Genomic DNA, 26,112 nt, shown 5'->3' with positions numbered 1-26,112 from the left:
GAGCGAAGTCTTAATCAGTCGTAGCGATGAGGGGCGCGAAATTGCTGTCAGCCGGCGATCTGCCGCCGGCCGGTGTTTTATTGAACGCACCCGGCGCGAAGCTCTCCGGTGAAGACCGGAAAACATGCAGGGCTGCGACAATCCTCATGAATCCCGATTGCGCTCGCCCTGTACGCTCGATTATTTGTGCGGAACGTTCTTTTTGTCAGCGCCTTTGTCCTGGGCCTTGGGATCGGCCTTCTTGGTCGCTGCGGACTTCTGGTCCTTTCCTTTTTGTTCTTGCTTCAGGGGCAGGACGCCCTGCGCGGCAAAGGCTGCCGGTGTTGCAAGAAAGGAGACGGCGATGGCTGCTGCAATGAACTGCTTCATATCTAATATCCTCGTTAGTCTTAGCGAGGATTGGATAGAGCAATAGAAAGGCCAGTTTTGGACCGTATTGTAAAAGAATGTTTCTGAGGAGATGAAATAACAGAATATAATATTCTCGGGAAATTCGGATTCATGAAAGAACTATAGAAATATATGGAAATGAATGAGAGCGAATATCATCAATTTGATTTGGTGAAATCGTCATAGAGGGTCGATAGGATTAGGAATTGCATTTCCGGTTTTCTTTTATTTCGTTCATCGTGGCGATTATTATTTTTGTATCCTTGTCGGCGCTGGCAATGTTTGGCGCTGAATTGGGCTGGATAAGAAGCTTCGCCGGGGATGTGGTCGCTGTCATTTTTGTCTATGCGGTTCTCCGCACTGGTATTGACGGCAACCGGTTCATATTGGCGGCTGTCGCATTTTTCGTCGGCGCTTTTGTGGAGTTTGGGCAATATCTGGCCAAGGTCAACGATGTTCAGATTGCGAACCGCGCTTTGCGAATAATTCTTGGCGCAACACCTGATTGGCTCGATGTCCTGGCCTATGGGCTTGGTGCTCTTATCATCATGGCCTATCTGGGATTGCACCCTTACTATGTCGCGCGGGCAAGACCGTGATGGTGATTAGCGCTGTCACGGGCATTATTTTTTGCGCCGTGGACTTGTTTTGAACACATTGGCCACCTATATCGCTGTCATCGGCATAGCTTAAGAGCGCTGGACGCGTCTGTTGCTCGCTATAGCCGCCATCGTTTGATGCTTTTGACCACGGATGTACTGGCACTGGTAGGAAAGCGATGGATCAGGAAGGTCGGTGCGTTTTCGCCCCGGCCTTTTTTGTTATTTGGGCGTGAAGCTATCCACCTGAGAGATCGTACAGAACGGCTTCGAGCAAGTTGACGCGGCGATAAAAGCTGCTAAGAAGTCAGCCATTAAGTGACTGGTTGGCAAATCACTGATTTGCGGCTTTTCCCGTCTCAAGGAAAAGAAATCATAACAATCACTTGGAGGGGTGGCCGAGCGGTTTAAGGCACCGGTCTTGAAAACCGGCGTGCAGGAGACTGTACCGTGGGTTCGAATCCCACCCCCTCCGCCATTGTTTCCACTTGTTTGTTTCTGCTCCGCGCTCAAAGCCAGTTTTGGTTTCAATGGCAGTTGTCTGAATGAAGATCTGAATTTTATTCCTGTATTATAAGTTCAAAATGATAGTTGATTTCTTAGAAATACAAAGCATTTCTATATATGTATATTATATACTAAAATATCATATATCGATTTGAAAGTTTTAAGATTAAAATTCGGCTTATTTCTTGAATGAGAACATTGATTTTATTTAATGATTATTATTGTTTCCATTCATTTATTGTTCATCGCGGGTTGGGTAGCGTGAGTTCATCACGAAAAGGAGAATATCATGTTCAAGAAGATCATACTCGCAGCTGTTGCTCTGTCGTTCATTGGCGCGCCTTTGGCGCAGGCTCGTGATAACCAGCCTCAGCGCAAGCCAGCGGTTCATCAGGTTCAGGCCAAGAAGCAGTCCGCCAAGGGCTGGTCTAAGGGGCAGCGTTTCAACAATTCGCGTCATAGCCAAGTCACCGACTACAAGCGCTATGGACTTCGTGCTCCGGGCAAGGGCCAGCATTGGGTCAAGGTCGACAATCAGTATATTCTGATTACTGCGGCGACCGGTCTTATCGCTGGTGTGATGGCTGCTCGGTAATTCGAGCACGAGAATTAGGACGGTGAATGCCGTCTTCACTCAATGATCAGCGCCCGGGTTCTTCTTTGAGCTCGGGCGCTTTTATTGTCAGATTGGCAATTAGCGCGATTGTTTGCGCATGAGCATGATGAAGAGCGGTGTACCGATAAACGCGGTTACGATGCCTGCCGGAATTTCCTGCGGTGCGAAGATTGCCCGGCCCAGCATATCGGCCAGAACTGTTAGCACTGCGCCGATCAGCGCGGTCACTGGCAGCAAATGCCTGTAGCGTGCGCCGCAACAAAGGCGCGCTGCATGCGGCGCAATCAACCCCACGAAGCCAATCGCACCGACAGCGGACACCGCGCCCGCCACGGAAAGTGCTGCGAGCAGCAGCATCCACAAGCGGGTGATTGCAGTGTTGACGCCGAGCGATTCAGCTGCATCGCGACCAAGCGCCAGAATGTCGAGGCGTTTGGCAAATGCCATGGAAACGGCGATCAGCAGAAGCCAGGGAGCAAGTGCTGCCACATCCTGCCAGTTGCGCCCATGTGTGGAGCCAGCGAGCCAGGCAAGCGCTTCGGCAATCTGAAGCTTCGCTTCAATCACCACAATTGTGCTCAATGCTGAAAGGCTGGCCGCGACGGCAAGTCCGGTCAGCGCCGTGCGTGTCGGCGACAGGTTTTTACCGAGCAGGCTCAATAGTACAACCACAAGGCAGGCGCCGCTTGCCGAGAAGAGAGCAAAAAGAGCGCTTCCGGGAATGATGCCGCCGAGCAGTGCGACGAGGCTTGCAAGCGCTGCGCCTTGTGCAAGACCCAGCGTCTCGGGGCCGGAAAGCGGATTGCGCGTCACGGCCTGCAACAACAATCCCGCCACTGCGAGTAAAGCGCCTGCGCCCATTGCAATCAATACGCGTGGCGCGCGCAGCGCTTCGACTACCTGCCAGTCGATGTCGTGTCCGGCGATACCATCGCCGAAGAGTAGCCCGGCGAGAAGAACTGCGACCAGAAGCGCGCCGAGGCTCGCATAAAGCACCGTCGGCCGCTTGAATATGGTTTTACCCAGAATCTGTGTGGGGCTGGCCGTTGCTTCAGTCTTCATGCGGCGCAATACGAAGATCAGCGCCGGTGCTGCAAAGCAGGCAGCCAGAATACCTGTCGGGATGATTGTGCCCGCGCTGCTCAGCCATTGTGCTGCAATGTCGGCTGAAAGCAGCGCAACGGCTCCCCACAGGCAAGCGGCGGGCAAAAGCACATTGTGTCGAACCATGCCAGTGGCGCGCAGCAAATTGGGCACTGCCAGACCAATGAAGCCGATGGGCCCTGCGATGGTAACGGCGGCGCCCGATAGCACGATTGTTGCAAGAAGGCCGATCAGCGCAGTCGCTTTGCCGAGCCCAAGGCTTGCCGCCATGTCGCTGCCGAGCGCCATAACATCGAACTGGCGGGCGAGGGCAACGAGCAGCAGAATGGCGGCGACGATAAAGGGAGCGAGCGGCGCAACCTTGCTCCAGCCGGTCTGTTCCAGCATGCCTGACGACCAAAGGATGATGCCGGATGCGCGATCATCCGCAATCAGGATGATGGCGGAGGAGAGCGCCGAAAAGGACAGTGAGACCGCTACACCCGCCAGTGCAAGCCGAACCGCTTGCGCGCGCAATCCCCCGCCGACCAGCAGGCATAATGTTCCGCCAAGCGCACCGCCGATGATTGTGGCGAGAAAGCCCGGAAAGACAAAGGGAAGCAGCAGGCTGGATATAACCAATGCCAATTGTGCGCCACTGGTGACCGCCAGAATGTCCGGTGCGGCAAGTGGATTGCGCAAAATGGTTTGCATTACCGTGCCTGCGGCGGCAAGGGCTGCGCCGACCAATATAGCTGCAACTGCGCGGGGCAGGCGAATGGTCTCGATGATGATCTGCGCCAGGGATTGCGGGCGCGATGGTGACTGCAAGACATCCTGTAAGGTGACATTGCCGCTACCGATGACGAGTTCGACAGCTGTCAACGCGACGAGCAGCAGGATTGCCAGAACAACAATGCCTACAGTGAAGGTTGCCGTTTTTGTCTGGTTCGATGCCAGAGGATGCGCGGTCATTCCGCGTTCCGCTCGTGTTTGGCGGAGGGCTGAACCGTTGGATCATTGACCCAGCGGGGCATGCAGAACGGGATCGGCAAAACCGGATGCACTGTCACCTCGATGTCGAAGTCGAAGGCTTCCCTAAGACGCTCTGTTGTGAAAACGCTTTCGGGACTACCGGAGGCCATCAAGTGGCCTTTGCGCATCAGAATAACATCGTCGGCCAGTTCCAGCACCTGATTGAGATCGTGCAGAACGGCAACAATGGTCAGGCCATGGTCGCGGTTTAGTTGCTTGAGCAGCGTCAGCAGTTCCGCCTGATGGCGAATGTCGAGAAAATTTGTCGGCTCATCGAGAAACAGGACTGACGGTTCCTGTGCGAGAGCCAACGCCACCCAGGCGCGCTGGCGTTCGCCGCCGGAGAGAGAAGCCACCTGACGATGACGCAGGGCATGCAGGCCCGTTTGCGTGATGGCGCGTTCGATAGCCTGGCGGTCATGGTCGCCGAGACGGGAAAACAGGCCGCGATGCGGATGACGTCCGTTTTCGACCAGCTCTTCTACGGTCAGGCCAGCGGGGACTTCCGGCATTTGCCCCAGCACGGCGATCTTGCGGGCGAGATCAATACGCCTTAGACGGTTGATGTCTTCCCCGTCGAAAAGGACTTGACCGCTCGTTGGCGTCTGAAGGCGCGCCATGCTGCGCAAGAGCGTACTTTTGCCCGAACCATTGGCGCCGCAAATGACGGTTATGCGCCCGGCCTGAACCGAGGCATCGACCGAATTCAGAGCCGTCGCGCCGTCAAAACTGACGGAAACGCCAACCGTCCTGATGATTGCTTTGTCCTGCGTGGCCATCGGCTTCCAAACGACATGTTCTTTGATGCCGTGTGATAGACAAGAGGATACGGCTCCGCAAGTTTTCTAGAGCGATCCGGTAGAGATTAAATCGTCGGGAAGTTCTCGCTGTCCAGCGGGCGCTCTTCTGACAGATGTTCGATCAGCGCACGCGCCGATGAGGTCAGTTCGTCCAGCGAGCGTATGCACAGCGACAGGTGCCGTGTGGCCCATGCATCCGTCAGAGGGATTGGCACGATGCTGGTTGCTGTCATCATACGATGTGCAACCAGTTCCGGAATGATTGCCAGACCGACGCCTGCGGCGACCATCGGGCAGATGCTCTCAAATGTACGCAGCCGCGTGCGCGTCTTCAGCTTGACGCCCAGACGTGCCGCATGGGCTTCGATGTGATCGTAGAGTGCACCTGAATAGAGCCCGATAAACGGTTCATGCAGGACATCGGCAAGGCAGGTCGATTTTCTCGCGGCAAGGGGATGGTCTGGTCTTGTAATGAGAACCAGCCTGTCCATGGTGAAGGGGAGGAGAACCAACCCCGCAGTGTCGACAGCATCCGACAATATGCCGATCTCGACAAAACCACCGGAAACAGACCTTGCGATTTCCGCGCTCTGCCGTTCTTTCAGCTCGACATCGATTTGCGGATTGTCGGCCATAAACCGGGCAAGGCGTGCGGGAAGGTATTCGGTTACAGAGGCGGTATTGGCCGCCACGCGCACGGTTGAACGCATGCCCTTGGCATGGGTAATCAGATCGGTATGCATGTCGGTCATCTGGCGCAATACGATACGCGCATGATGCGCAAGCGCTTCCCCGGCCGCAGTGAGCGAAACGCCGCGTCTGCCGCGTTCGAGAAGCTTGACCTCGCCAATGGTTTCCATATCGCGCAGGCGTTCGCTTGCGGAGGGCAGGGCGAGTCCCACTTCCGCAGCGCCGTGCGTAATGCTTCCGGCGTCGGCAACGGCGATGAAAAGGCGAAGGTCTGTAAGGTCGAAACGCATGCTTGTTTATCGCCCATATTCTGCCTTCGGTAAAGCCGAAGGCAGAATATGGAACTTCCGCATTTCGCAAAAAGGGGATTTCTCTATAGCGGAAGCATGACCCAATCAGTTGCACTTATCGTCACGATTATCCTCACTTTCCTCGGCGCTGGCTTCGTCAAAGGCCTGACCGGCATGGGATTGCCAACCGTTGCCATGGGCGTGTTGGGGGCACTGATCTCACCGCTGACAGCAGCAAGCCTGCTTATCGTCCCGTCATTCATTACGAATGTCTGGCAGCTTCTGGCCGGGCCGAGTTTTCGTGCGCTGGCTCTGCGCCTTTGGGCCATGATGGTGGCAATCATAGCCGGAACGTGGATCGGCACCTTCATGCTGGTCGATGGCGAGACGAGCCTGACTACCGCGCTTCTCGGTGCATGTCTGGTCGTTTATGCGGGGTATACGCTGCTCGCACGGCAGTGGCACGTAGCGGCTCGGCACGAAGTCTGGCTCTCGCCGCTGATCGGTCTTCTGACTGGCTTGATCGCCGGTGCGACCGGCGTGTTCGTCATCCCCGCTGTTCCCTATCTTCAGGCGCTGGGGCTTAAGAAAGACGATCTGGTGCAGGCATTGGGATTGTCGTTTACAGTGTCGACCATTGCGTTGGCCATCGGGCTTTCGTCGCGTCAGGCCTATAGCGGCGATATTCTTCTCATTTCGCTCGCCGCCGTCCTGCCAGCGCTGGCCGGCATGGCACTTGGGCAGGTTTTTCGCCAGAAAATAAGTCCGGAACGGTTTCGCCTCTGGTTTCTCGTCGGGCTTATGCTATTGGGAACGGAAATGCTGGTGAGACCGATATTCTTGATAAGCTTTCAGTAGCGGAAGAATTTTCTTTTCCCCTCCGATACATACGGATTTGCTTTCTTGTTCGCATATGTCGGAGACAGGATACTCACGCTCATCAATAGCGGGATCTGTTGCAGTTCCCGGGAAAGCTCGGAATAGACAGGCCGCCTCTGGCTGTAGTGTGACATGACCCGACAGAAATCTCCTGACCATAACGGGTCGCCTGTGTCGCGATTCCGGCTGTTTAATCCGCTTCTTGCGGGCGCAACGCTGCGCGAGCGCGCCATTGCCTGCATTGGCGCGCTGGTTGGCATCGCTCTCACCGGTTTTGTCTCGGGTCTTCTGCTGGGCAACGGCCCGCATCTGCCGTTGATCGTTGCACCCATCGGCGCATCGGCAGTGCTGCTGTTTGCCGTGCCGAACAGTCCACTGGCGCAGCCATGGTCTATCATCGGCGGTAATACGATTTCTGCGCTGGTAGGGGTGATTGTCGCTCGCTATGTCAGCGACCCGGCTCTTGCTATCGGGCTTGGCGTTGCGCTTGCAATCGCCGCCATGTCCGTAACCCGCAGTCTGCATCCACCCGGCGGCGCTGCTGCGCTGACGGCTGTGCTGGGCGGTCAGGCGGTCGCAAGCTGGGGCCTGTGGTTTCCGCTCGTGCCGGTCGGGTTCAATTCGTGTCTGCTGGTGGGAGTGGGTATCCTGTTCCACAAGCTTGCCCGGCGGAAATATCCGCATAATGCGGCGGCTGCACCAGTGAGCCTGCACGAGACCAAGGACTTGCCTCCTTCAGTGCGAACGGGCATCCGGGAAGAGGATATCGATGAGGCACTGAACACGCTGGATGAGAGCTACGACATCGACCGCAACGACCTTGGCCGGTTGTTGCGACAGGTTGAGCTACAGGCATCGATCCGCGCCCATGGTGATCTGACTTGCGCCGACATCATGTCGCGCGATGTGATCAGCATTGGTGAAACCGATTCCGCCGATCAGGCGCGTAATCTGCTGTTGCGCCATCGTATCCTGACCTTGCCTGTGACGGGTTCCGATGGGCGTTTGACTGGCATGGTTGGCCTGCGTGAATTGATCCAGCCCGGTGAAAGCCTGAAAGATCATGTGATCCCGGCCATTACGGCTGGGCCGGATGATGCTGCATTGAGCCTGCTTCCAGTTCTGACCGATGGTCTCACCCATGTGGCGGTGATCGTGGACGAAAACAGATTTGTGGTCGGCGTCGTGTCGAAAAGCGATCTTCTCAGCGTCATTGCGCGTGTTTTACCGCAAGCGGCGACATCTTCCATTCGAGCCGCAGCCTGACATCTTAATAGGCCCAGATGTTCCTGTTTTTAGCTGTTTCCGGCGCTGCCTCTCAAGGCTCTGCCGGAAATACGCTATTGAATAAAAAGCAGATTTTGGGCAGGGTCGACTCCCAAGACAATGTCGGTGAGTGAATATGTCCGTCCAGCGCGTTAGTTTCTATATTCTTCTGGCGCTCGTCACGATCGCCTTCGCCTGGCTGCTTATCCCTTATTACACTGCGGTCCTGTGGGCGGTTATTCTCGCCGTCATCTTCTATCCCGTTCAGCAATATCTCGTGCGGCTTCTGCGCGGGCGGCGCAATCTTGCAGCCTTCCTGTCGGTGCTGATGTGTATTTGTCTGGTCATCATTCCGGTGCTGATCATTTTCAGCTCGCTGGTTCAGGAGGGAAACTCCCTGTACCAACGGTTGAGCAGCCGCGAATTCGACCTTAACAGCTACATCACCAGCATTCTTTCCGTGCTGCCGGATTCGTTGGAAGACTGGCTCAAGCGCTTCGAGCTTGGCAGTTTCGCCGAATGGCGGTCACGTATTTCAGCGACAATTCTGCAGGGCAGCCAGCTTTTCGCTGGTCGTCTCGTCAGCTTCGGCCAGAACACGCTGCAATTTTTCATCGGCTTCGGCATCATGCTCTATCTGCTGTTCTTCCTGTTCCGCGACGGTGCGGACCTTGGACGCAGAATCCGGCAGGCCATTCCCCTGAGCGACGATTATACGCGCCAGTTTCTGGAAAAATTCACCGCAGTTATCCGCGCGACGGTCAAAGGTAACATCATTATCGCGATCATTCAGGGCGCTATCGGTGGCATTGCCTTCTGGCTGTTGGGGATTGAGGCAGCCCTGTTGTGGGGCGTGATGATGACCTTCTTCTCCATACTGCCAGCGGTCGGTGCGGCGCTTGTCTGGGTGCCTGCCGCCGTGTGGTTCTTTGTCAGCGGAGACTGGGGCAAGGGCGTCATTCTCGTTCTGATCGGAACGCTGGTTATCGGTCTCGTGGATAATTTGCTGCGCCCGCCGCTGGTCGGCAAGGGCACGCGCATGCCGGATTATGTGGTTCTGATCTCGACGGTTGGCGGCATTTCGCTGGTCGGTATCAATGGCTTCGTCATTGGACCATTGATTGCCGCCATGTTCATTGCCGCATGGTCACTGCTTGCCGAAGAGCAAAAGGACAAGCCCATTGCCGCCGACAGTCCCAAACCATCGGCGGTGAAGGTAAGACGCTCGAAATAATCAAGGATCAGGCGACTTTGAGCGTTTCCACTGGCAGGCCGGTATCCGTCATCTTGTTGTCGATACCGTTTTCGTCGAGGAACTGCTTCATCTCCGCATAGGTTTCGAACCATGCGCGGTTGTATTTGTCGAACAGCGACTGATCCCAGTAATCTTCCAGACGGAACGGCTTGTCGCTGAAAACGTCATAGCTTGGAATTTTGTAGGTCTCGGCAAATTCGGCCGTGCGGCTGTCATAAGTGAAATAGATCGACGGCACGCCATTGGCGAGCGCCATCAGATTGCCGTGCAGGCGATAACCGAGCACCAGCTGTTGCTGGCGTACGAGGTTCTCATAATCGGCCACAACATCGGAATAGAACATCTTGTTCCGGTAGAGATTTTCGATTTCTTCGTCGAAGTACCAATCGGCGGTCCAGCGATGCGCCTTCAGAGCGGCGATGGCCTCTTCCTTCTGTTCGGGCGTGCCGAACACCATCTTTTTCTCATCAATCTCGCCTTGCGCCATCAGCGTGACGTCGAAGCGCCGTGCCATTGTCTTGATGAGGTCGCGGTGACGGGTGAGATATTGCTCAATGTCCTGTGCATAGGCAGGTGAAACCTCACGGCGTACCGTGACGCCAACCTTCTCTACGCTGTCGAGCGGCGGCAGCTTGATGCGCAAATGCTGGTTGTTGCGGCGAAAGGCCGTGGGGCAGCCGATGATGCGCACATTGCGAATGCCAATATCGTTCAGCACCTGCGCCGTATATGCACCGCGCACGCCAATGGAGACGGTCGAATCCGCGATGATGCGCAGCACGGCCTTGGTTTCTTCTGAAAGTTCCAGCGCACCCTTGGAAGGGGCCTGTGCGCCGATGCCAAAGGCGATGACCGGCAGCTTCAAGCATTGCAAGACGGCAATGCTCTCGCGCCAGTTCATGTCCTTGTTCACATAGTTCGAGCCGCGCAGAATGACATAGTCATAATCCTCGCGCAGCTGGTCGATCTTTTCGGGCGAATAAGCGGTTATGGGCAGCTCGGACGCCTTTTCATAGTTCATCAGCTTGAGTGACGACTCGAACACGAAAGCATCGCCGATATTGTGATAGTGATTGATGCTACCCTGCACGTCGGTGTGACGATACCAGCGCACATTGTCGTGGTCATACACTTCTCCAGCGGGAATCATCACGAGGGCGCGGGGGGCACGGGCCATTCGGTTTTCCTTTGGTTTAAGTTCAAGCAAGCCAGGCTCAGCTTGCCTGAGAGAGGACAGTTTCACTCACTGCCGGCTTCGGTTTGCGAGGCTTTGCCTCGCGCAATCGGTTGTAAAGGTCGAGATGCTCTTTGGCGCAATCAACATAGTGTACAGGACGACGGATGGAATTGTGAAGTCGATCCCAGATGCTAGGCTCGCTTAGAACCTCGGTGAAACGGTCTGCTAGATCCTCGGCGCTGCGAACGCGGAAATGCAGCCCGTCTTCACCATCGCGGATTTTCTCGGCCATGCCGCCAATATTGGAGCAGATGACCGGGCGGCGGTGATGCAAGGCTTCCTGGATGACGATTGGCGAGTTTTCCCACCAGATCGACGGCATCACCACCCAGTCGACCGACTGCATGAGACGCGGCATTTCCGTATTCTGATAAGCGCCATAAAAACGCACGCGGGGAACGGCTTCCTCGATCAGCTTCTGCATCCGCTCCTGAAAGGCAGGTGGCTGCTTTTCCAGATTGCCGCCGAAAATCATCAGGCGGGAATCTTCACCCCACACCTGTTCCGGCACACGCGATACCGCGTCAACGAGTACGTCGATGCCCTTGAACGGATTAATCTGGCCGAAAAAGGCAAAGCGGCTGCGGCGCGGGTTCGGGCCGGTCAGTTCGCGCGGCGGCGTAACCTCGCGGATGGCGATGCCGTTCTCGATGACAGCCATCTTGTCGGGGCTCAGCCCCCATTCGTGATAGCGGTTCGCCAGAAACTGGCTCGGCGAGATGAAGGCATCGGCCAGCTCCAACATCCCACGCACAAAGCGCTCACGCTTGAGGAAACGCGCTGGCGGAACCTGCGGAAAGCAGGCGTGGCAATCAATGGGTGAGGCCTCGTTGCAAAGCTTCGAGGTTCCGGCTTTCACCATCTGGCCGTCATTGTTGCAGATCGACAGGAATTCGTGGAACGTGACCAGAATGATGCGATCAGGCAAGGTTTCGCGGATTGCATAAAGCGTTTCCAATCCGAGGCCCATCACATGATGGAAATGCACGATATCTGGATCGAAATCGCGCACGAAACGCAGAAGATCGCGACGGATTTCGTCCGTGTTCTTGTTCGACAGGTAGAAGTGGTCATATTCGTCGGCGTGAAACAGGATTTCGTCGCTGGCGCGGCGCATGCTCATCAATGCCGTGGTGCCGTGGCGCGGTATCGGGTGTCCGGCGCGGGCCAGATAGACCGACTGCACGCCGGGAATGGCGTTTAGCCCCTTGTGCAGGTTATAGGATGCGATTTCACCCCCGCCCAGCGAGATCGACGGGTGGGCGTGCGAGATGACCAGAACGCGGAGTTTGTCGCTCATGCGGGTTCCTCAATCTGTGCGCTGCGCCTTCCAGCAAGAATATTCGACCAGCGTGCATCAAAGACCTGACGGTCGATCCGCTCGATCAATGCGATGGTTGATGCTCTGTCGGTGATTGACACATCGTCGGAGCCGAGCATCTGCGCCGATGGCAGCCAATAGGAGCGCAAGCCGGACTGTTTCAGTTTCAAGCCGAGATCGAGGCCTTTTTCATGCGTGCCAAGATAGCCGCGTGTGAATCCGCCAACCGAAAACAGTGCATCACGCGGCAGGATGCAGCATTCGAAGGTCGCCGTGGCGACTTCTGTGAGTGACATGCCGGAAACCGAATCCATTGGATAACCGGCATAGCGGCTAATGAGGGCTCGATCTGATTGCGGCCCGGCAACCCAGGTTCCGGCCCAGCGTATGGAATCGTCTTCGTAAACGAGCGTTGGAGACAAAACGCAGTCGTGATGTGCGTCGTAGGCCGTGACGAGCTTGTTCAGCCATCCGGCACGTCGCGGCAAAAGCGAGCCTGCCAGAAAGACCACCTTGTCAGTCGTGACGGCGCGCGCACCAACTTCCAGCGCATCGTAAAGGTCTTCCGAACCGCTTGCCGAGACGAGCCGGATACGCAGACGATAGAAGTCGGCGAGCCTTCGAACCTGCACCCCGATACGGTCGATGATTTCCGTTGCCGCCGCCACGACAATAGGCGCGATGCGGGTTTCTGGATCGAGTGCAAGCAGGGCCAGCAGAGGCTCGATCTCTTCCACACGTTCATCGACGCCGATAATGATCGCCAGATTGGCGGCGTGGTTTACCGCATCTTCAAACGGGCCAAGATCGACCACACCGAACACTTCCGGGGCCGGACGGCTGACGCCGCTCAGCAGGGGAACAAGCTGTTGATCGACAATGTGGCGCAGCGCCCAGGCATTGGGGTCGGTTGCGCGTATCTGCCGGACAATCGCATCGCGTGATGTCACACGGGTCGGCGTCAACGGATGAAAGGCGCGGCGTCCATCGCTGATGGCAAGTTCGATATAAAACGGTGACGTGCTGTCACCTGCAAGCTCGGGCGCAAAGGCCACAAAACCATGCGCATGACGATTGGGGTCGAGACCGGCATTGAAGGGCGGCTGGTTGTCGAACTCGTGGGTGACATCCGGCCGGTCATAGCGGGTCCATGTGCCGTCGACCTGTATCTCGCCGCGATGGCGGCGCAGCTTGACGCTTTCCACATGGCTGTCGGGATCGAGCAGCCAGCCAGAAACCAGAATGCCGCTGCCCTCGACGCGAAACACATTGTCGATGCCAAGTCGCACCGGGAAGGGCAGGCCAGAGACGGTCTCGCCTCCGTCGAAACGATTGGCCGCAGAGCGCAACCGCAGCAGGATATCCGTCGAGCTGCGCACGCGCGGCAGGATGGCACGAATATGCCCCGGCGTCTCACGCGATCCGGCCAGCAGCCTGCGATCATAGACTTCCGTGAAGCGCCAGCCGCGTCGCCCGCGAAATAACAGGCGTTCGATATCGTTCGGTTCAACCGGCTCATTGGCAAGCAGCAAACCGGCAAAACCCGACGCCTGATCGTTGAGATCAGGGCGTGCGAAAACGCTGATCGAACATTCTGCCAGCGAAGAGTTTTTACCGCTGATGAGAAGTCGCGTGACGGCGGGCGTCAGATCCTGCGCCCAGCCCTGAACGAAGATTTCGCCTTCGTCACTGCCGCCAATCAGCTCGATACAGCCATCGGAGCGCGCACCCACCTGCAAAAGAACGGTGATTGCGGCAAGCTTCTTGCGTCCGATAGGACCGGAAATCAGCCCTTCCACCAGTTCGTCGATGACCGTTGGCAGGCTTGGCCCGGCAAGATCGCCGATCATGGCGACAAAATCGGCGACGGGCGCAGCGCGCGATGCGAAATTATAGCGCGCCACCTTGGCCTTGTGCTGGAACATCACCGTCTTGAGGATGCCGCGGCGCAAAATACCCGTTGGCACAATGGCCACGAAGCCATGGGTGCCGGCGGGAGATGGTTCTTTCAGCGGCCAGGTAACGAGGTTCACCTTGACGCTAAGCGCCGGATCGCCATTCAGAAAGGCCGTAACCTGATCGCCGCTCGCATTGCCGATGCCGAGCACAAGCAAAAGCGTTTCCTCGATCACGCAGCCGACGACCATCTCGCCTTCCATCATCATGGGCGGGCGTTCCGATAGCCGGGCAGGTTTTGCTGCCGGTTGCTGCGTGGCGGGTCTTTCGTCTTGCGTCATGGGTTTCCCCTCAGCGCATCATGAAAAGCGTCAGAATTGCGCCTGCAACGAAACCGGCCATAACGTACATGAGCATGAACAACATTTTCACGTCGCCACCGGCCCGTTTGCGCACGTCGTCCATGCGCTTTTCAAGTCCGGCGACCACACCGTCCATGCGCATGATATGCACGTCGAGTTCTGTCATGCGCTGATGCAGATCGGTGCGCAAGCCATCCACGGATGCGGTTATGTCCGCCATTTCGGCAGGTGCGGCATTGCCTGAACTATCAAGTACCGGAGCCACACGTTGCAGCGAACGCTGGTTGACCTGCAACTGGCGTTGCGCGGCCATCAACATGTCGAGCTTGTCGAGAATGCGCGTCATCGGCGCAGCAATCAGCGCTTCAGCGGCCTGTTCGTCGGGTTTCGGCACACGCAGTTTCTGCTCATTGCCTGCCGCATTGGCTGCGACGACAACAAGTTCACCGGCGCGAGCGGCGGCGAATTGCGGCAGCATCACTTCGAAAGCATGCAATCCATCGCCAATGCCGTTGCGCTTCAGGTCGGGACGTTCCTTGTCCGCCGGTGCTTCCGCGATGGGCTTGTCATCGAGCAGAACGCGGATCAAAAGCCGTTCCGTGGGCGCTCCGGGATCGAACGCCCAGCCGTAAAGGCGGCCTTCCTCGATGGCGTCAACGCGTCCTTTCATGGCTTCGGTCCTCTGAGGTGCGGCGGATGCAGCCTGTGCTGCTGCCGGTTTTGCTGCCCCTTCGGTTGGAACTTTGGTCGCGATGTTCATGATCTACCTCTTATGCTGCCTCGACACGGGCCGTACGCAATGTCCCGATCAGATCGAGATAGTGCGAAGCCGTCGTGTCGATGGTGTCCGGATGGCGCGCATTGTCGCTGAGTGACTGACGCAGCTCCGGGTTTTCCGCCATGCGGCGCATGGCTTCCGCCAGCGCCTGCGGATCATTGGGCGGAACGGTCAGGCCGTTTACGCCGTCCGTAATCATTTCAGCCATGCCGCCGATATTGGAGCAGATGACTGGGCAATCCTGTCCCTGTGCTTCTTGAATGACGAGGGGCGCATTTTCCCACCAGATCGATGGCATGATGGCGCAATCGACAGTGCGGATCAGTTGCGCGATATCTTCACGCCGATAAGCGCCACGCCGTTGCACGAAAGGGGCGGTTTCAGAGAAAAGCTGGTCGATTTCGCTGACAAAGCTTTCGCTTTGAAAGGGGGCCGCGCCATGCACGCGCAATTCGAAGTCGAAGCCCTCGTTGATCAGCTGCTGCGCTGCCCGGAGCAGAACAGTCGCGCCCTTCCACGGGTTCAGATTGCCGAAATAACCGAACACAGGCTTGGTTCTTTCGCGACGTGGGGTGTCGATGGCAGGGCGTTCCGGCTGACCGTTTGGAATGACGCTGATCAGTTCTTCCGACAGACCCCAGTCAACATAACGCTGTTTCAGGAATTCGCTTGGAGACACGAAGGCGTCAACCGCGCTCAGCAATGACTTGATGTGGCGCTCACGCAGCACGAATTTGTCGAGCGCTATGTCCTTGAAACAGGCATGGCAGCGATCCGGGCTGGCGCCGTAGCAAAGTTCCTTGCCGGTCGTGCGCACCATCAGCCCGTCATGGTGACAGATCGGGTAATAGTCGTGCAATGTCAGAACGATACGGCAATCCGGCAATGTGCGGCGGACAATATGCGGAAATTCCGCACCGAGCAGCAGCAGGTGGTGAAGATGCACCACATCCGGGCGGAAATCCTTCAGCAGTTCCACAATGTCCGGCACGATACCGTAGAGATCGACCTGGCTCATGTTGAAACGGTCGAAATGACCAGACCAGAGCAGGATTTCATCGCCGCCATTGCCGATGCTCTGAAAGCTCGTTCCCGGGCGTTCCTGACGGTGAACCTTGTTAGTGGCTCCGAGGAACAACGCCTCGCAACCCGCGCGTTGATAGGCGCGGAACAGGTCATGCGCGAATATTTCCGTCCCGCCGGGATGCAGCGAGGGGTGATTATGGGCAGCGACGAGCACGCGTTGGGCCATCAGGCAGCGCCTCCACGTGTCGCAATGAACAGATCCTGATAGTGGTCGGATGCGATCCCGCGCCAGTGGCCGAATGACTTCAGTTCCAGCGTCAGGCCGACGCCCGCCAGGGCGCGATCGAGAAAGCCATTCTCAAAGCCGACTGCCGCGAGTGGTGGAAGCTCCGGCACGTACCAGCACGGGCCTGCACCGCTGCGTTCGAAACTGAGACGCGGATCTCGTTTGCCATGGCGGTCACGCGCGGCAATATCATCGACGACAAAAGCCGTCATGAACAGTTTGCCGCCCGGCGCCAGCACACGGGCAATTTCCCGCAGATAGACTTTGACTTCGTCAGCGGCGAGATGCGTCACCACCGACGTCATGATGACAAAGTCAACACTCTTGTCCGGAAACGGCAGAACGAGGTGATGCCCGTCGACAGCGCCACGCGGATTGTAGAGCGCATGGGCTATATCGATGTGCTGAAACTGGAAGTTCGGATAAAGCGCGCTGATGTGCTGACGGCACCAGTTCGTGCCACCCGCCACCGGGTCGATGCCTGCATAACGACCCTTTGCAGGGTCGAGATATTGCGTCAGCGGTACGGCCATGCGTCCGATGCCTGATCCGATATCGAGAACGCGCGCATCGGGCTTGAGGCCGCCTTTGCGGATGAAATGGCCTAGAAACTCCGCTCCCACAGCCCGGAAATCGCCGTCGCCCACAAACACGCTGTTGGGGTCGGGTGAGGGCAGGAAGCGGTTCTTCAAGACGGCGCGTGTCAGCCAGCCGATCTGTTCTTCGGGAATCGGAAGTTTAGTTTCAGACTGTTTCAGCGCTACCACGTCGGTCAAGCGACGCTCCTTTCATATTTGGCTACAATCACATTGGACGATGGCGCGGTCTGCGCCTCATCCTCTGGCGGAGCCATCAGGTCGGTGATGTCTTCATCCCAGCGCTGGGTGTGCATCCAGGAATTATATTGGCTGGCAAGGCCGCGCATATAATCAGCGCTGCGGCGGATCGAGCGGCGCTCGAAATGATACAGCGCGACGGCAGGGTCGTAGTAAACCTGAAAGCCAAGCTGGCGGATTTTCAGGCAGAGATCACTGTCTTCATAGTCACCGATCACATAGTCTTCAGTATAACCGCCGACGAGATCGAAGATATCCTTGCGCGTTATCAGGCAGGCGCCTGTAACGCCGGGAACATCACGTCCGACAAGGGCAGGCGCATAGCTGCCGGGCATGCCCTTATAGTAATGATGGTTGAGCCAGACGCCGTGGCGATCACGGGCAAAATAGAGGCCTGCGTGCTGGAGCGAGCCGTCTTCAAACAGAAGTCGAGGGCCGATAGCGCCGAGCCGCTTATTGTCGAAGAGCGGTTGCAGCAATTCTTGCAGCCAACCGTGCTTTTCCGGCACGACGTCGGAGTTCAGCATCACAATGGCCGTACCTGTTGCAACGCTCGCCCCCGCATTGCAGGCGCGGGCATAACCGCCATTGCGGTTCATGATGACAAGGCGGAACGGCAGGTCATGCAAGATATGCAGGCCGCCCAGCATATGCTCGGTATCGTCGTGTATTTCCGGCGAATCGAGAACGAAAATGAGTTCTGCATTGGCGACGATCCAGGGATCGGTTGCCAGTGATGAAAACTGGAAGCGCAGGAAATCGAGATTGCGATAAAGCGGGATGACGATCGACGCGACCGGATTGGCGGGCGTGGTGCCGAAATCCTTGGTTTCCGCAATGCGCACGGTCGCGCCCAGCTTCTTTTCCACTTCGGTCAGCGCGGGAGCGAGAATGGTCTCAAACACTTTCGGGCGTGCGTGCTGCGGCGGCACGGCGCGCAAGATGCGCTTGCGCTGTTCTGCCGGTTCGAATGGCTGTGCGGCAGGGACCAATGGCGCGGTTGCGCCGGATGTGAGCCGCATCTGGAAACGCGGTTGCAGAAGCGGGCCAAGGTTCTTGGCCGCAGGCAGCCACGCGACAAATCCCGTCACATCGGCCTGTGGCGCATCTTCGCGCTTGGCGATCTTGCCGGGGAATTTGTGAAAATGGGCTTTCAGCGAAATTGCACTGCCATTGGCAGGCAGATATTCGATATCGCCCAACATCTTCGACGGATCGTGATACCAGCCACCGACGATCAGCCCGTTATCCAGTGCAAGTGCAAGGTCGATTTCCGCCGCCGGGTTATGGCTTGCGGATTGTGTGATCTGGCGCACAGGAAGAGGCGAACGGCTTTGCAGGTCGATGGCTACAGCCGGGCCGCTTGGGCCGAGTTTGGCAAGTTGGCTGACCAGAAATTCGCGCAGATCGGCATTGCCCTGCCATTTGGTCCACCATTTGCCGAAATCCATTGGCTCTGACGGGCCATCGGATAATTTACGGATCGCAACGCCCTTCTGTCCGGTCAGCACGAACAGGAACGATGAGGGCAGGGCTTGAGGAGATTCAACCAGAAGATGGCAGGGCTGCCACGCCTTGTGCGACTGCTGGCCGACCGTGAAGCGCGGAGGGATAACGATGACGCTTCCATTGCTGACGCCATAGATGGCTGAAATTTCGCCCAGCATCGGATCGACAGCAGTCTCCAGCAGATGATGCCCGGCAACCGGCTGGCCGCAGTTCTGGATTTCGCGCGGCTCAGGTGTCAGCGCCAGCGTGATGTCGCGAACAAGCGCTGCAAAAGTCTGATTGCGCGACAGGCGGAAAGCGCTGCGCCATGTGGTCAAAATGGTCGAAAGCAGCTTGATATGCCCCGGCAAGGTCAGGTCTGACAGCATGCGTTCGCTATCAAAGGATGCAAGCTCATTGGCCGGATAGAGAATGGACTGAACCGTGGGGCCGAGGGAGCCCGCAGAAAGCGCAAATTCAACAGGTTCGGTGCCGGTGCGCATGGCCCAGAACATGCGTGTGCCGCCACTTTCCAGCGGAATGCCGACGCTCAGCAGCGGTACCGGCTGGACAGGCATTTCAAGCGCGCATTTGGTCGACTGGCGTGCCGGGCTTGGAATATCCCAGGCGATCACAGCAACGTCGGCGCAAAGACGGCAGATGGAGAGATTGTCGGGCTTGCTTTCCCTGATATCGCGCGTTCCGATATCGCTTGCTCCGGTGCCGCTTGCAATTTCCGCCGAATGGTCGAAGTTCAATGCGAATACCCTTTCATTCTTGTCGGATGCAGGAAAATCAACAAAGAGCCCGCATTCTGATCCGAAAACTGGCAGTCACTTTTCGGAATACGCTTCAAAATCAAAAACGTGCCCGGCGGGAGGCTGCCGGGCACGCCATTATTGGTTCAATCAGTGAACAGTGAAGTACTGGTCGGGATGCGACTGTACGTCGTCGGCACTGGTGTTCACGAGGGTAACGGTGTCGCCATTGCCGAGATCGACAACGACATTGCCGCCAACCTGCGTGACGCGATCGGCAAGATCGTCCGCGGACGAAATGTCGAGGCCATTGATGCCCTTCTGAATCTGAAGGATGTCCTCGCCAGGATTGAAGTCGAGAATGACGTCGTTTCCGCCGCCACCATTGAAGAGGAACGTATCGCTCCCGTTACCACCGATAAGGATGTCGTCACCGGCGCCGCCATCAAGGATGTCGTTACCGTTGCCGCCATACAGGATATCGTTGTGAGCGCCGCCATAGAGCAGGTCATTGCCGTTGCCGCCCTGGAGAATGTCATCTCCATTGCCGCCAAACAGCACGTCGCTGCCATTGCCGCCGCTCAGGATGTCGTTTCCTTCATTGCCGTAAAGAATGTCATTGCCATTCTCGCCGAACAGGACGTCATTGCCTGTACCGCCGAAAAGAATGTCACTGCCATTCCCACCGAAGATGGTGTCATTGCCATCCCCTCCGAAGACGAGATCATCACCGCCATGGGCACGGATGAAATCGTCAAAGCGGGAGCCGAACAACACGTCGTCGTAGGCGCCGCCTTCTAGAGTGGCCATCTGCTTCTCCTTGTGTTCCGTTGGGTTTCACAAGCCGGAATGCTCCGACCATTATGCTCGTAGTAGTCTGATACGTATCTTAGATAAATACAACATTGGAAAATGGTATAATTATAAGAATAGCGTGTAACAATTTATTACGAAAAATTTATATTCCGATTTAGTGAGCTTCTTTTGAAATTACTTTTGTATCAATAATAATTTATATTTGGATTATATTTAAACGCAAATTGCTTCAAAATTTGAAACGTCACGGAATTGTCAAGAAAAGGCCTATTTTTCAAAGCGATGACGCCGCGCATCGTTTTTAATGCGCGGCGCCTCAAAAGTGCGAAAAACTGATCTTTCTTTAGGGAATACTGCGAAACGCCGTTCTTCGGCGAATGGAAATCCAAGCCTGAATCTCCCCCGAACCAGATTCAGTCAGGGAAGAAACCCAGGCAATTCCATTCTGGAACATCTTGCTTGCAGGGCGCTCGAAACTTCGAGCGACCAGATTCTAATCTTCGCGGAAGGCGCGGTTTAGGCTGTCGGTGATCGGCGAAACGATATAGTCGATCGCGCGACGTTCCTTATGCACGATGATGACTTCCGCAGGCATGCCCGGATACATACGGGCCGTTGGATTGGCGGCAAGCGAATCCGGATTGATTTCGGCACGGGCTACGAAATAGGCCGTGTTGGTCTTGTCATCGATGGTCTGGTCGGCAGCGATATAGGTCAGCTTGCCGTCGAAAGGCGCCATTGAGCGCTGATTATAGGCGGTCAGCTTGATTTGCGCATTCGACCCAACTGCAACACTGTCGATATCGTTGGGGCTGACTTTCATTTCCACCACAAGCGGCTCGTTTTCAGGAACGATATCCATGATCGCTTCTGCGGGGGAGATGACACCACCCGGTGTGCGCAGGCGAATATTGGCGATGATGCCTTCCTGTGGAGCAAGCACCTCAACGCGGCGCATCACGTCCTTCGCAGCGATGATCTGTTCTTCCGCGTCGGAAAGCTCGACCTGACTGGTGGTGATCTCACCGGCGATTTCCGATTGGAGGTCGCTTTCAATGCCGGACAGGGCGAATTCTGCACCCGCCTTGGCCTGCTCGGCCTTGGCCTTGTCGCCGGTATATTCGCCGCGATCACCCGCAAGCTGGCTTAGCCGGGTTTCGATTTCGGTCAGTTTGGACTTCTGAGCAAAGCCTTTCTCGACAAGGCTGGCGATTGCCTTACGCTGCTCTTCGATCAACGCGATTTGGCGGTCGGTCGCAGCGATCTGTGCCGTCGAGGCCTTGGCCTGCTCGGTATATTGCTCGATGGTTTTCTGCTGAATGTCGATCTTGCTTCGCTTTTGCGTCTGTCGCTTCTCGAAGAAGATCTGCTCGGCGCGAATGGCATTTTTTGCATTCTCGCCGCCTTCCTCGAATTTATCCGGGAAGGTGATTTGGTGTTCGCCAGCCTGTTCCGCTCTCAGACGAGCCAGTTTGGCGATCAGACCGATCCGGCGGCTTTCAAGTGATTGCAGTTGCGAGCGCGCCTTGGTGGCATCGAGACGGAGAAGCGGTTGGCCGACCTTGACCAGATCGCCTTCCTGAACCAGCAGCCGGTCGAGGATGCCGCCTTCCAGATGGCTGATGGTCTTGCGCTTCGAATCGACGATGACGGTTCCATTGGCAACGGCGGCACTGCCAAGTTCGGCGGAATAGGCCCAGGCGAAGAAGCCGCCAAAGGCAACACCGATGGTGGCCAGCCCGGCGATGATCAGGCGGCGCAGCGGAGACTGGTTGTCTTCGCGCTCCAGATCATAGGCCCATTCTGGTTTGACGCTGCCGAAGCGGGTGAGCGCCTTGTGGTCGGATGATTCTGCACGCGGCGCGAGCAAATTCGAAACGCGGCGGGGAATGACGGATTTTCCGGTCATGAGTTCACGGCTCCTGCCTGCGGATTATTATTGCCGGGTGTCAGCGACGCCACAACGTCGGTGCGCGGACCGAATTGCGTGATACGGCCGTTTTCAAGCACCAGCAGCTTGTCGGCAACCTGCATGATAGTCGGTCGATGCGCGATCATGATGACGATGGCGCCATCGTCGCGTGCGTGTTCGATGGCGCGCATCAGGGCCCGTTCGCCGATGGCATCGAGATTGGAATTGGGTTCGTCGAGCACGATCAAGCGCGGGCGATTATAGAGGCAGCGCGCAAGGCCGATGCGCTGGCGCTGGCCGCCCGAAAGCGTCAGTCGTCCGTCGCCGACCGGGGTATCGTAACCGAGCGGCATGCGCCCGATCATTTCGTGCACGTCGGCAAGGCGCGCCGCTTCCAGCACCCGGTGCGGATCGCTGTCGCCCATGCGCGCAATGTTGTCCTTGATAGTCCCATCGAGCAGAGAGACCGACTGCGGCAGGTAACCGGCGATTTCACCGAACGAGCCGCGCTCCCAGAGATAGACATTGTTGCCGTCGAGGAAGACGCCGCCGGAGGTGGGCTTGACGATGCCGATCAACAGGCGCGCAAGCGTGGATTTACCTGCCGCCGAGGGGCCGACAACGCCGAGCACTTCACCGGGCGAAATCGAGAAGGAAATGCCCTTGATGATCGGAACTTCCACGCCGGGAGCAGCATAAATCAGCTTGTCGATAACCAGATCGCCATTAGGGCGCGGGGTTGGCATGGTCTGGCGTACGGCAAGGTTTTCGGACAGCAGAGACTGAACACGCTTCCAGCTCGCTATCGCGCTGACCCATTGACGCCAGTTCTCCACGATGCGGTCGAATGGCATCAGCAGGCGACCGATGATGATACTGGTCGCGATCATCGCGCCGGGCGAGATTTCCTGCTGCATGGCAAGCAGCGTGCCGATGCCGAGCGATGCAATCTGGATGATGAAACGCGCCGTGCGCGCAATAGACGACAGGGCTTTGACGCGGGTGCCGCCAAGGTCGAGAACCTCGAGCGCCTGCATCTGCACGGTGCGCCAGCGACGGGCGAGGGCAGGCAGCATGCCCATGGCTTCGATGACTTCGGCATGGCGCAGGCTGCTGCCGATTTTCGTCACCGCTTCGATATTGGCCTGATTGGCCTCCTGAATGAGATTGCGGGTCAGGAGGTCGGTCAACAGGCCGCAGGCGACCAGAATGACGACCGCAATGACGCCGATAACACCGAGCATCGGATGCAGCAGAAACAATACGCCGAGAAAGATCGGCGACCATGCCGCATCAAGTGGCGCATTGATGGCGGGTGAGGTCAGAAAGCCGCGTAATTCGGTCAGGTCGCGCAGGGTCTGCGTCGCTTTCGGCAGCCCCTGATCGACCGAGGCCTGAACGGCGGCGGTCAACACGGCCAGGTTGAGACGGCGCACCAGCGCGGTGCCCATGGCCTGAAATGATAGCGCCCGGATGAACTCCAGAACGCCGAAAACGATCATCGCGCCGACAGCGAGAATCGTCAGCATGGTCAGCGTGTCGAGACTGCGGCTGTTCAGGACGCGGTCATGAACCTGCAACATGTAGAGCGGTACGGTCAGTTGTAGCAAATTGATACAGGCACTCAAAAGCACCGCATAAAGCAGCCCCGACAGGAAGACGCGCCGGGCCCTGTAAATGAGGCTTTTCGGCGAAATCCCCACTTCATCGGTGGCTTTTTTGCCGACGGAGCTCTTGCCATTTAGGTTCTTTTGGCCAGTATCGTTCATATGCGGTCTGCCTTGGTATGGTCACAGGTCGTGGATATCCCTAAAGAGAGTCACCTATCTATCAGTATTATTCAAGTAATACCGCTTAGAATGTGACGGAAAAAAGTTATTACGGCGGGGAAATGCGAAAGGAGACAAGAAAATCTAATTGAAAATTTCTTCAAAATTTGAAGTAAAATTGAAAATGGAGAGTAAAAGATGCAAAAACTTCTGCACGAGGGAGTGGAAGTCGAAACATCAATTGACGGATACTCATCCGTTGATTTTCCTGAAGTAACCGCCGAGAAACAGGAACGCAGAAACCCGGTCCATACAGTCGTAGTTACTCATTTCGAACTGGCCCGGATGATTGAACGAGTGAACCGCCGCTTTGTGAGCCTCCTGAAGACGGAGCTGACCAAGTTGGGGGTAGAGGACATTGGCCCGGCACAGACGCTTGTTCTGATGGCGATTGGCGATGTCGAGCTCACTGTGGGTGAACTACTGGATCGCGGGCACTATGTCGGGTCCAACATTTCCTATTATTTAAAACAGCTTACCGATGGCGGTTATGTTGATCGTGTTGCCTCGCAGCGAGACAAGCGGTCGGCACGCATTCGTCTGACAGACAAGGGCGAACGCCTTTGCCTGAACCTGAGAAACGCCAGCAGGGACTATCATCATATCCTTGCTCGCGATGACGATGATCTTAGAAATCTCGAAATCGCATACCAGACTTTACACAGGCTGGAATTGCTGTGGGGCAACGCCGCACGGTATGGCATTTGATGTTGATCGACGAATATCGACCAAAAAACCTACACGTTTTGTGACATGCATATAGCTTTTGTGCACAGACGTGGATTTGGTCAGTTCGCTGCTTTGGCCGGGCATCTGGCTGAAAGCGGACATGATGTAAGCCTGATTTGCGAGACGGTGGACCGTCGCCTCCCTGCGGTCCGCGTCATTCGCCACAGAGTTGAATCTGGTCCTCGCACCGATGGTGCGATGGCCAGATATCTCGAGGTTCCGGATCATCATACCCGGATCGGTTACCGTGTCGCCGAAACGCTTGAATCGATGGCGCGGCACGGTCAACCGCCGGACATAGTCATAGGTCATATCGGCTGGGGCAGCATGATGTTCGTCAAGGACGTGCTGCCCTCGACGCCGGCGCTTGGCTATTGCGAATTTTTCTATCGGGCGCATGGTGCGGATGTCGGCTTTGCGCCCGATGACAAGCCTGATGTTGAGATGCGTAAGCGGCTGCGGCTTAGAAATATGGCGCAGCTCGTAACGCTCGAAAGCATGGATGGTGGTTTCAGCCCAACACACTGGCAGAAGAGCCTTTATCCGAAGGCGGCGCAGAATCGCATCGCCGTCGTGCATGAGGGCGTCGACACGAAGGTTTTCTATCCGGACCGTCACGCATCCTTACAGCTGCCGGATGGTCGCGTTTTGAAGGCTGGAGAATCACGCGTGATCACCTTTGTGGCGCGCGATCTCGAACCCTATCGGGGCTTTCCACAGGCGCTGGAAGCGGCGGCGAAAGTCATCCGCCAGAACAAGGATGCCATCTTTGTCTTCGTCGGCGGAGACAGCGTCAGTTATGGCACGCCTCCACCCGGTGGCGGCTCCTGGCGGGAGCATCTTTTGCGTGATCACGAGCTGCCGCCCGACAGGGTGGTGTTTCTGGGCTCCATCCCGCATGCGGATTTGCGCAAGCTTTACCAGATATCGACAGCGCATATCTATCTGACTTATCCGTTCGTGCTTTCATGGTCGGTGATCGAGGCCATGGCGTGCGGCGCGCTGATCATCGGCTCTGACACGCCGCCAGTGCGCGAGGTGATCCGCGCCGGTCAGAACGGCCTGCTTGTTCCATTTTATGACACGGATGTGCTGGCTCAAACGGTGCTGGACGTTCTCGCCGACCCCGATGCCTGCCTCCAGATGCGGGCGGCAGCGCGGCGAACCATCGAAAATCGCTTTCGGTTGTCGGAATGTTTACGTCAGCAAAAAACGTTGATCGATGCAGTATTGAATGTCCGATGAGCAGTATGTGGCGACAATCGGGCATTCAAGTGCCTGTATTATAATATAATAGCCCGCAATTCTGCGTGTTTACGAGGTATAGTGAATATATCTGCATATTGTTTCAAATTTTGAATTAAAACATTTTCAATTATTCGCAATATTATCATATAGTTGACGCTATATCACTGTTGACAATACATG

At 56.6% G+C, this 26,112-nt stretch carries 21 protein-coding genes and 1 tRNA gene; 8 read left to right on the top strand and 14 right to left on the bottom strand.

The window, feature by feature from the left end; all coding sequences use genetic code 11:
* Positions 1–180: 180 nt before the first annotated feature.
* A complete protein-coding gene (locus ACTJKP_RS16275; protein ID WP_078340368.1) occupies positions 181–369 on the bottom strand; it encodes a hypothetical protein in 189 nt (62 codons plus the stop codon).
* A 299-nt stretch (positions 370–668) separates the two neighbouring features.
* Between ACTJKP_RS16275 and ACTJKP_RS16270 the strand changes: the two genes are divergently transcribed.
* From ACTJKP_RS16270 to ACTJKP_RS16260, 3 genes are all read left to right on the top strand, one after another.
* A complete protein-coding gene (locus ACTJKP_RS16270; protein WP_440631396.1) occupies positions 669–989 on the top strand; it encodes a DUF2809 domain-containing protein in 321 nt (106 codons plus the stop codon).
* A gap of 388 nt (positions 990–1,377) precedes the next feature.
* A tRNA-Ser gene (locus ACTJKP_RS16265) sits at positions 1,378–1,467 on the top strand.
* A gap of 318 nt (positions 1,468–1,785) precedes the next feature.
* Positions 1,786–2,091 (top strand): RcnB family protein, encoded by a 306-nt coding sequence (locus tag ACTJKP_RS16260; RefSeq protein WP_440631395.1) that lies wholly within the window; start codon positions 1,786–1,788, stop codon positions 2,089–2,091.
* A gap of 99 nt (positions 2,092–2,190) precedes the next feature.
* Here ACTJKP_RS16260 and ACTJKP_RS16255 read toward each other — a convergent pair whose 3' ends face one another.
* The 3 genes from ACTJKP_RS16255 to ACTJKP_RS16245 all read right to left on the bottom strand — a co-directional run bounded on the left by ACTJKP_RS16255 (position 2,191) and on the right by ACTJKP_RS16245 (position 6,010).
* Positions 2,191–4,170: an iron ABC transporter permease gene (locus ACTJKP_RS16255; protein ID WP_440631394.1), complete on the bottom strand. Its 1,980-nt coding sequence runs from the start codon at positions 4,168–4,170 to the stop codon at positions 2,191–2,193.
* Positions 4,167–5,009 carry an ABC transporter ATP-binding protein gene (locus tag ACTJKP_RS16250; RefSeq protein WP_440631393.1) on the bottom strand — a complete coding sequence of 281 codons (843 nt, stop codon included), beginning with the start codon at positions 5,007–5,009 and terminating at the stop codon, positions 4,167–4,169. Before ACTJKP_RS16250 ends, ACTJKP_RS16255 begins: the two co-directional genes overlap by 4 nt.
* Positions 5,010–5,095: 86 nt before the next feature.
* Entirely contained in the window at positions 5,096–6,010 is a 915-nt protein-coding gene (locus tag ACTJKP_RS16245) for a LysR family transcriptional regulator (protein WP_440631392.1), read from the bottom strand.
* A gap of 96 nt (positions 6,011–6,106) precedes the next feature.
* Between ACTJKP_RS16245 and ACTJKP_RS16240 the strand changes: the two genes are divergently transcribed.
* The 3 genes from ACTJKP_RS16240 to ACTJKP_RS16230 all read left to right on the top strand — a co-directional run bounded on the left by ACTJKP_RS16240 (position 6,107) and on the right by ACTJKP_RS16230 (position 9,389).
* Positions 6,107–6,868, top strand: coding sequence for a sulfite exporter TauE/SafE family protein (locus ACTJKP_RS16240; protein WP_440631391.1), 762 nt, complete (start codon positions 6,107–6,109; stop codon positions 6,866–6,868).
* Positions 6,869–7,021: 153 nt separating this feature from the next.
* Positions 7,022–8,155 carry an HPP family protein gene (locus ACTJKP_RS16235; protein WP_440631390.1) on the top strand — a complete coding sequence of 378 codons (1,134 nt, stop codon included), beginning with the start codon at positions 7,022–7,024 and terminating at the stop codon, positions 8,153–8,155.
* A gap of 136 nt (positions 8,156–8,291) precedes the next feature.
* Positions 8,292–9,389 carry an AI-2E family transporter gene (locus tag ACTJKP_RS16230; protein ID WP_440631389.1) on the top strand — a complete coding sequence of 366 codons (1,098 nt, stop codon included), beginning with the start codon at positions 8,292–8,294 and terminating at the stop codon, positions 9,387–9,389.
* Between the two features lie 7 nt (positions 9,390–9,396).
* Here the strand turns inward: ACTJKP_RS16230 and ACTJKP_RS16225 are convergent, their stop codons facing one another.
* The 10 genes from ACTJKP_RS16225 to ACTJKP_RS16180 all read right to left on the bottom strand — a co-directional run bounded on the left by ACTJKP_RS16225 (position 9,397) and on the right by ACTJKP_RS16180 (position 23,895).
* Complete coding sequence (locus ACTJKP_RS16225) at positions 9,397–10,587, bottom strand: polysaccharide pyruvyl transferase family protein (RefSeq protein ID WP_440631388.1); 1,191 nt, start codon at positions 10,585–10,587, stop codon at positions 9,397–9,399.
* Between the two features lie 37 nt (positions 10,588–10,624).
* A complete protein-coding gene (locus tag ACTJKP_RS16220; RefSeq protein ID WP_440631387.1) occupies positions 10,625–11,947 on the bottom strand; it encodes a glycosyltransferase family 4 protein in 1,323 nt (440 codons plus the stop codon).
* On the bottom strand, positions 11,944–14,205 hold the full coding sequence (locus tag ACTJKP_RS16215; RefSeq protein WP_440631386.1) for a glycosyltransferase family 2 protein: 2,262 nt from the start codon (positions 14,203–14,205) through the stop codon (positions 11,944–11,946). Before ACTJKP_RS16215 ends, ACTJKP_RS16220 begins: the two co-directional genes overlap by 4 nt.
* A 10-nt stretch (positions 14,206–14,215) precedes the next feature.
* Positions 14,216–14,986, bottom strand: coding sequence for a hypothetical protein (locus tag ACTJKP_RS16210; RefSeq protein WP_078337051.1), 771 nt, complete (start codon positions 14,984–14,986; stop codon positions 14,216–14,218).
* Positions 14,987–14,996: 10 nt separating this feature from the next.
* The gene (locus tag ACTJKP_RS16205) at positions 14,997–16,256 is read right to left on the bottom strand and encodes a glycosyltransferase family 4 protein (protein WP_440631385.1); all 1,260 of its coding nucleotides are present in this window, start codon (positions 16,254–16,256) and stop codon (positions 14,997–14,999) included.
* The gene (locus tag ACTJKP_RS16200) at positions 16,256–17,092 is read right to left on the bottom strand and encodes a class I SAM-dependent methyltransferase (protein WP_440631383.1); all 837 of its coding nucleotides are present in this window, start codon (positions 17,090–17,092) and stop codon (positions 16,256–16,258) included. The genes ACTJKP_RS16205 and ACTJKP_RS16200 overlap by 1 nt, the downstream gene beginning before the upstream one ends.
* Complete coding sequence (locus tag ACTJKP_RS16195) at positions 17,089–19,398, bottom strand: glycosyltransferase family 2 protein (protein WP_440631382.1); 2,310 nt, start codon at positions 19,396–19,398, stop codon at positions 17,089–17,091. The genes ACTJKP_RS16200 and ACTJKP_RS16195 overlap by 4 nt, the downstream gene beginning before the upstream one ends.
* A 150-nt stretch (positions 19,399–19,548) precedes the next feature.
* On the bottom strand, positions 19,549–20,208 hold the full coding sequence (locus tag ACTJKP_RS16190; protein ID WP_440631381.1) for a calcium-binding protein: 660 nt from the start codon (positions 20,206–20,208) through the stop codon (positions 19,549–19,551).
* A gap of 499 nt (positions 20,209–20,707) precedes the next feature.
* A complete protein-coding gene (locus ACTJKP_RS16185; RefSeq protein ID WP_078337046.1) occupies positions 20,708–22,123 on the bottom strand; it encodes an HlyD family type I secretion periplasmic adaptor subunit in 1,416 nt (471 codons plus the stop codon).
* Entirely contained in the window at positions 22,120–23,895 is a 1,776-nt protein-coding gene (locus ACTJKP_RS16180) for a type I secretion system permease/ATPase (RefSeq protein ID WP_440631380.1), read from the bottom strand. The genes ACTJKP_RS16185 and ACTJKP_RS16180 overlap by 4 nt, the downstream gene beginning before the upstream one ends.
* Before the next feature lie 198 nt (positions 23,896–24,093).
* Between ACTJKP_RS16180 and ACTJKP_RS16175 the strand changes: the two genes are divergently transcribed.
* Both ACTJKP_RS16175 and ACTJKP_RS16170 read left to right on the top strand, forming a co-directional pair.
* Positions 24,094–24,663 (top strand): MarR family winged helix-turn-helix transcriptional regulator, encoded by a 570-nt coding sequence (locus ACTJKP_RS16175; RefSeq protein ID WP_078337044.1) that lies wholly within the window; start codon positions 24,094–24,096, stop codon positions 24,661–24,663.
* Positions 24,664–24,708: 45 nt separating this feature from the next.
* Positions 24,709–25,929, top strand: a complete 1,221-nt coding sequence (locus ACTJKP_RS16170) for a glycosyltransferase family 4 protein (protein ID WP_440631379.1) — start codon at positions 24,709–24,711, stop codon at positions 25,927–25,929.
* The last annotated feature ends 183 nt before the right edge of the window (positions 25,930–26,112 follow it).

The sequence above is a fragment of the Brucella sp. 22210 genome (assembly GCF_052045675.1).
GTDB lineage: Bacteria > Pseudomonadota > Alphaproteobacteria > Rhizobiales > Rhizobiaceae > Brucella.
Note: the sequence above shows the minus strand (reverse complement) of the source record. Positions and strands in the feature narration are given on the sequence as shown.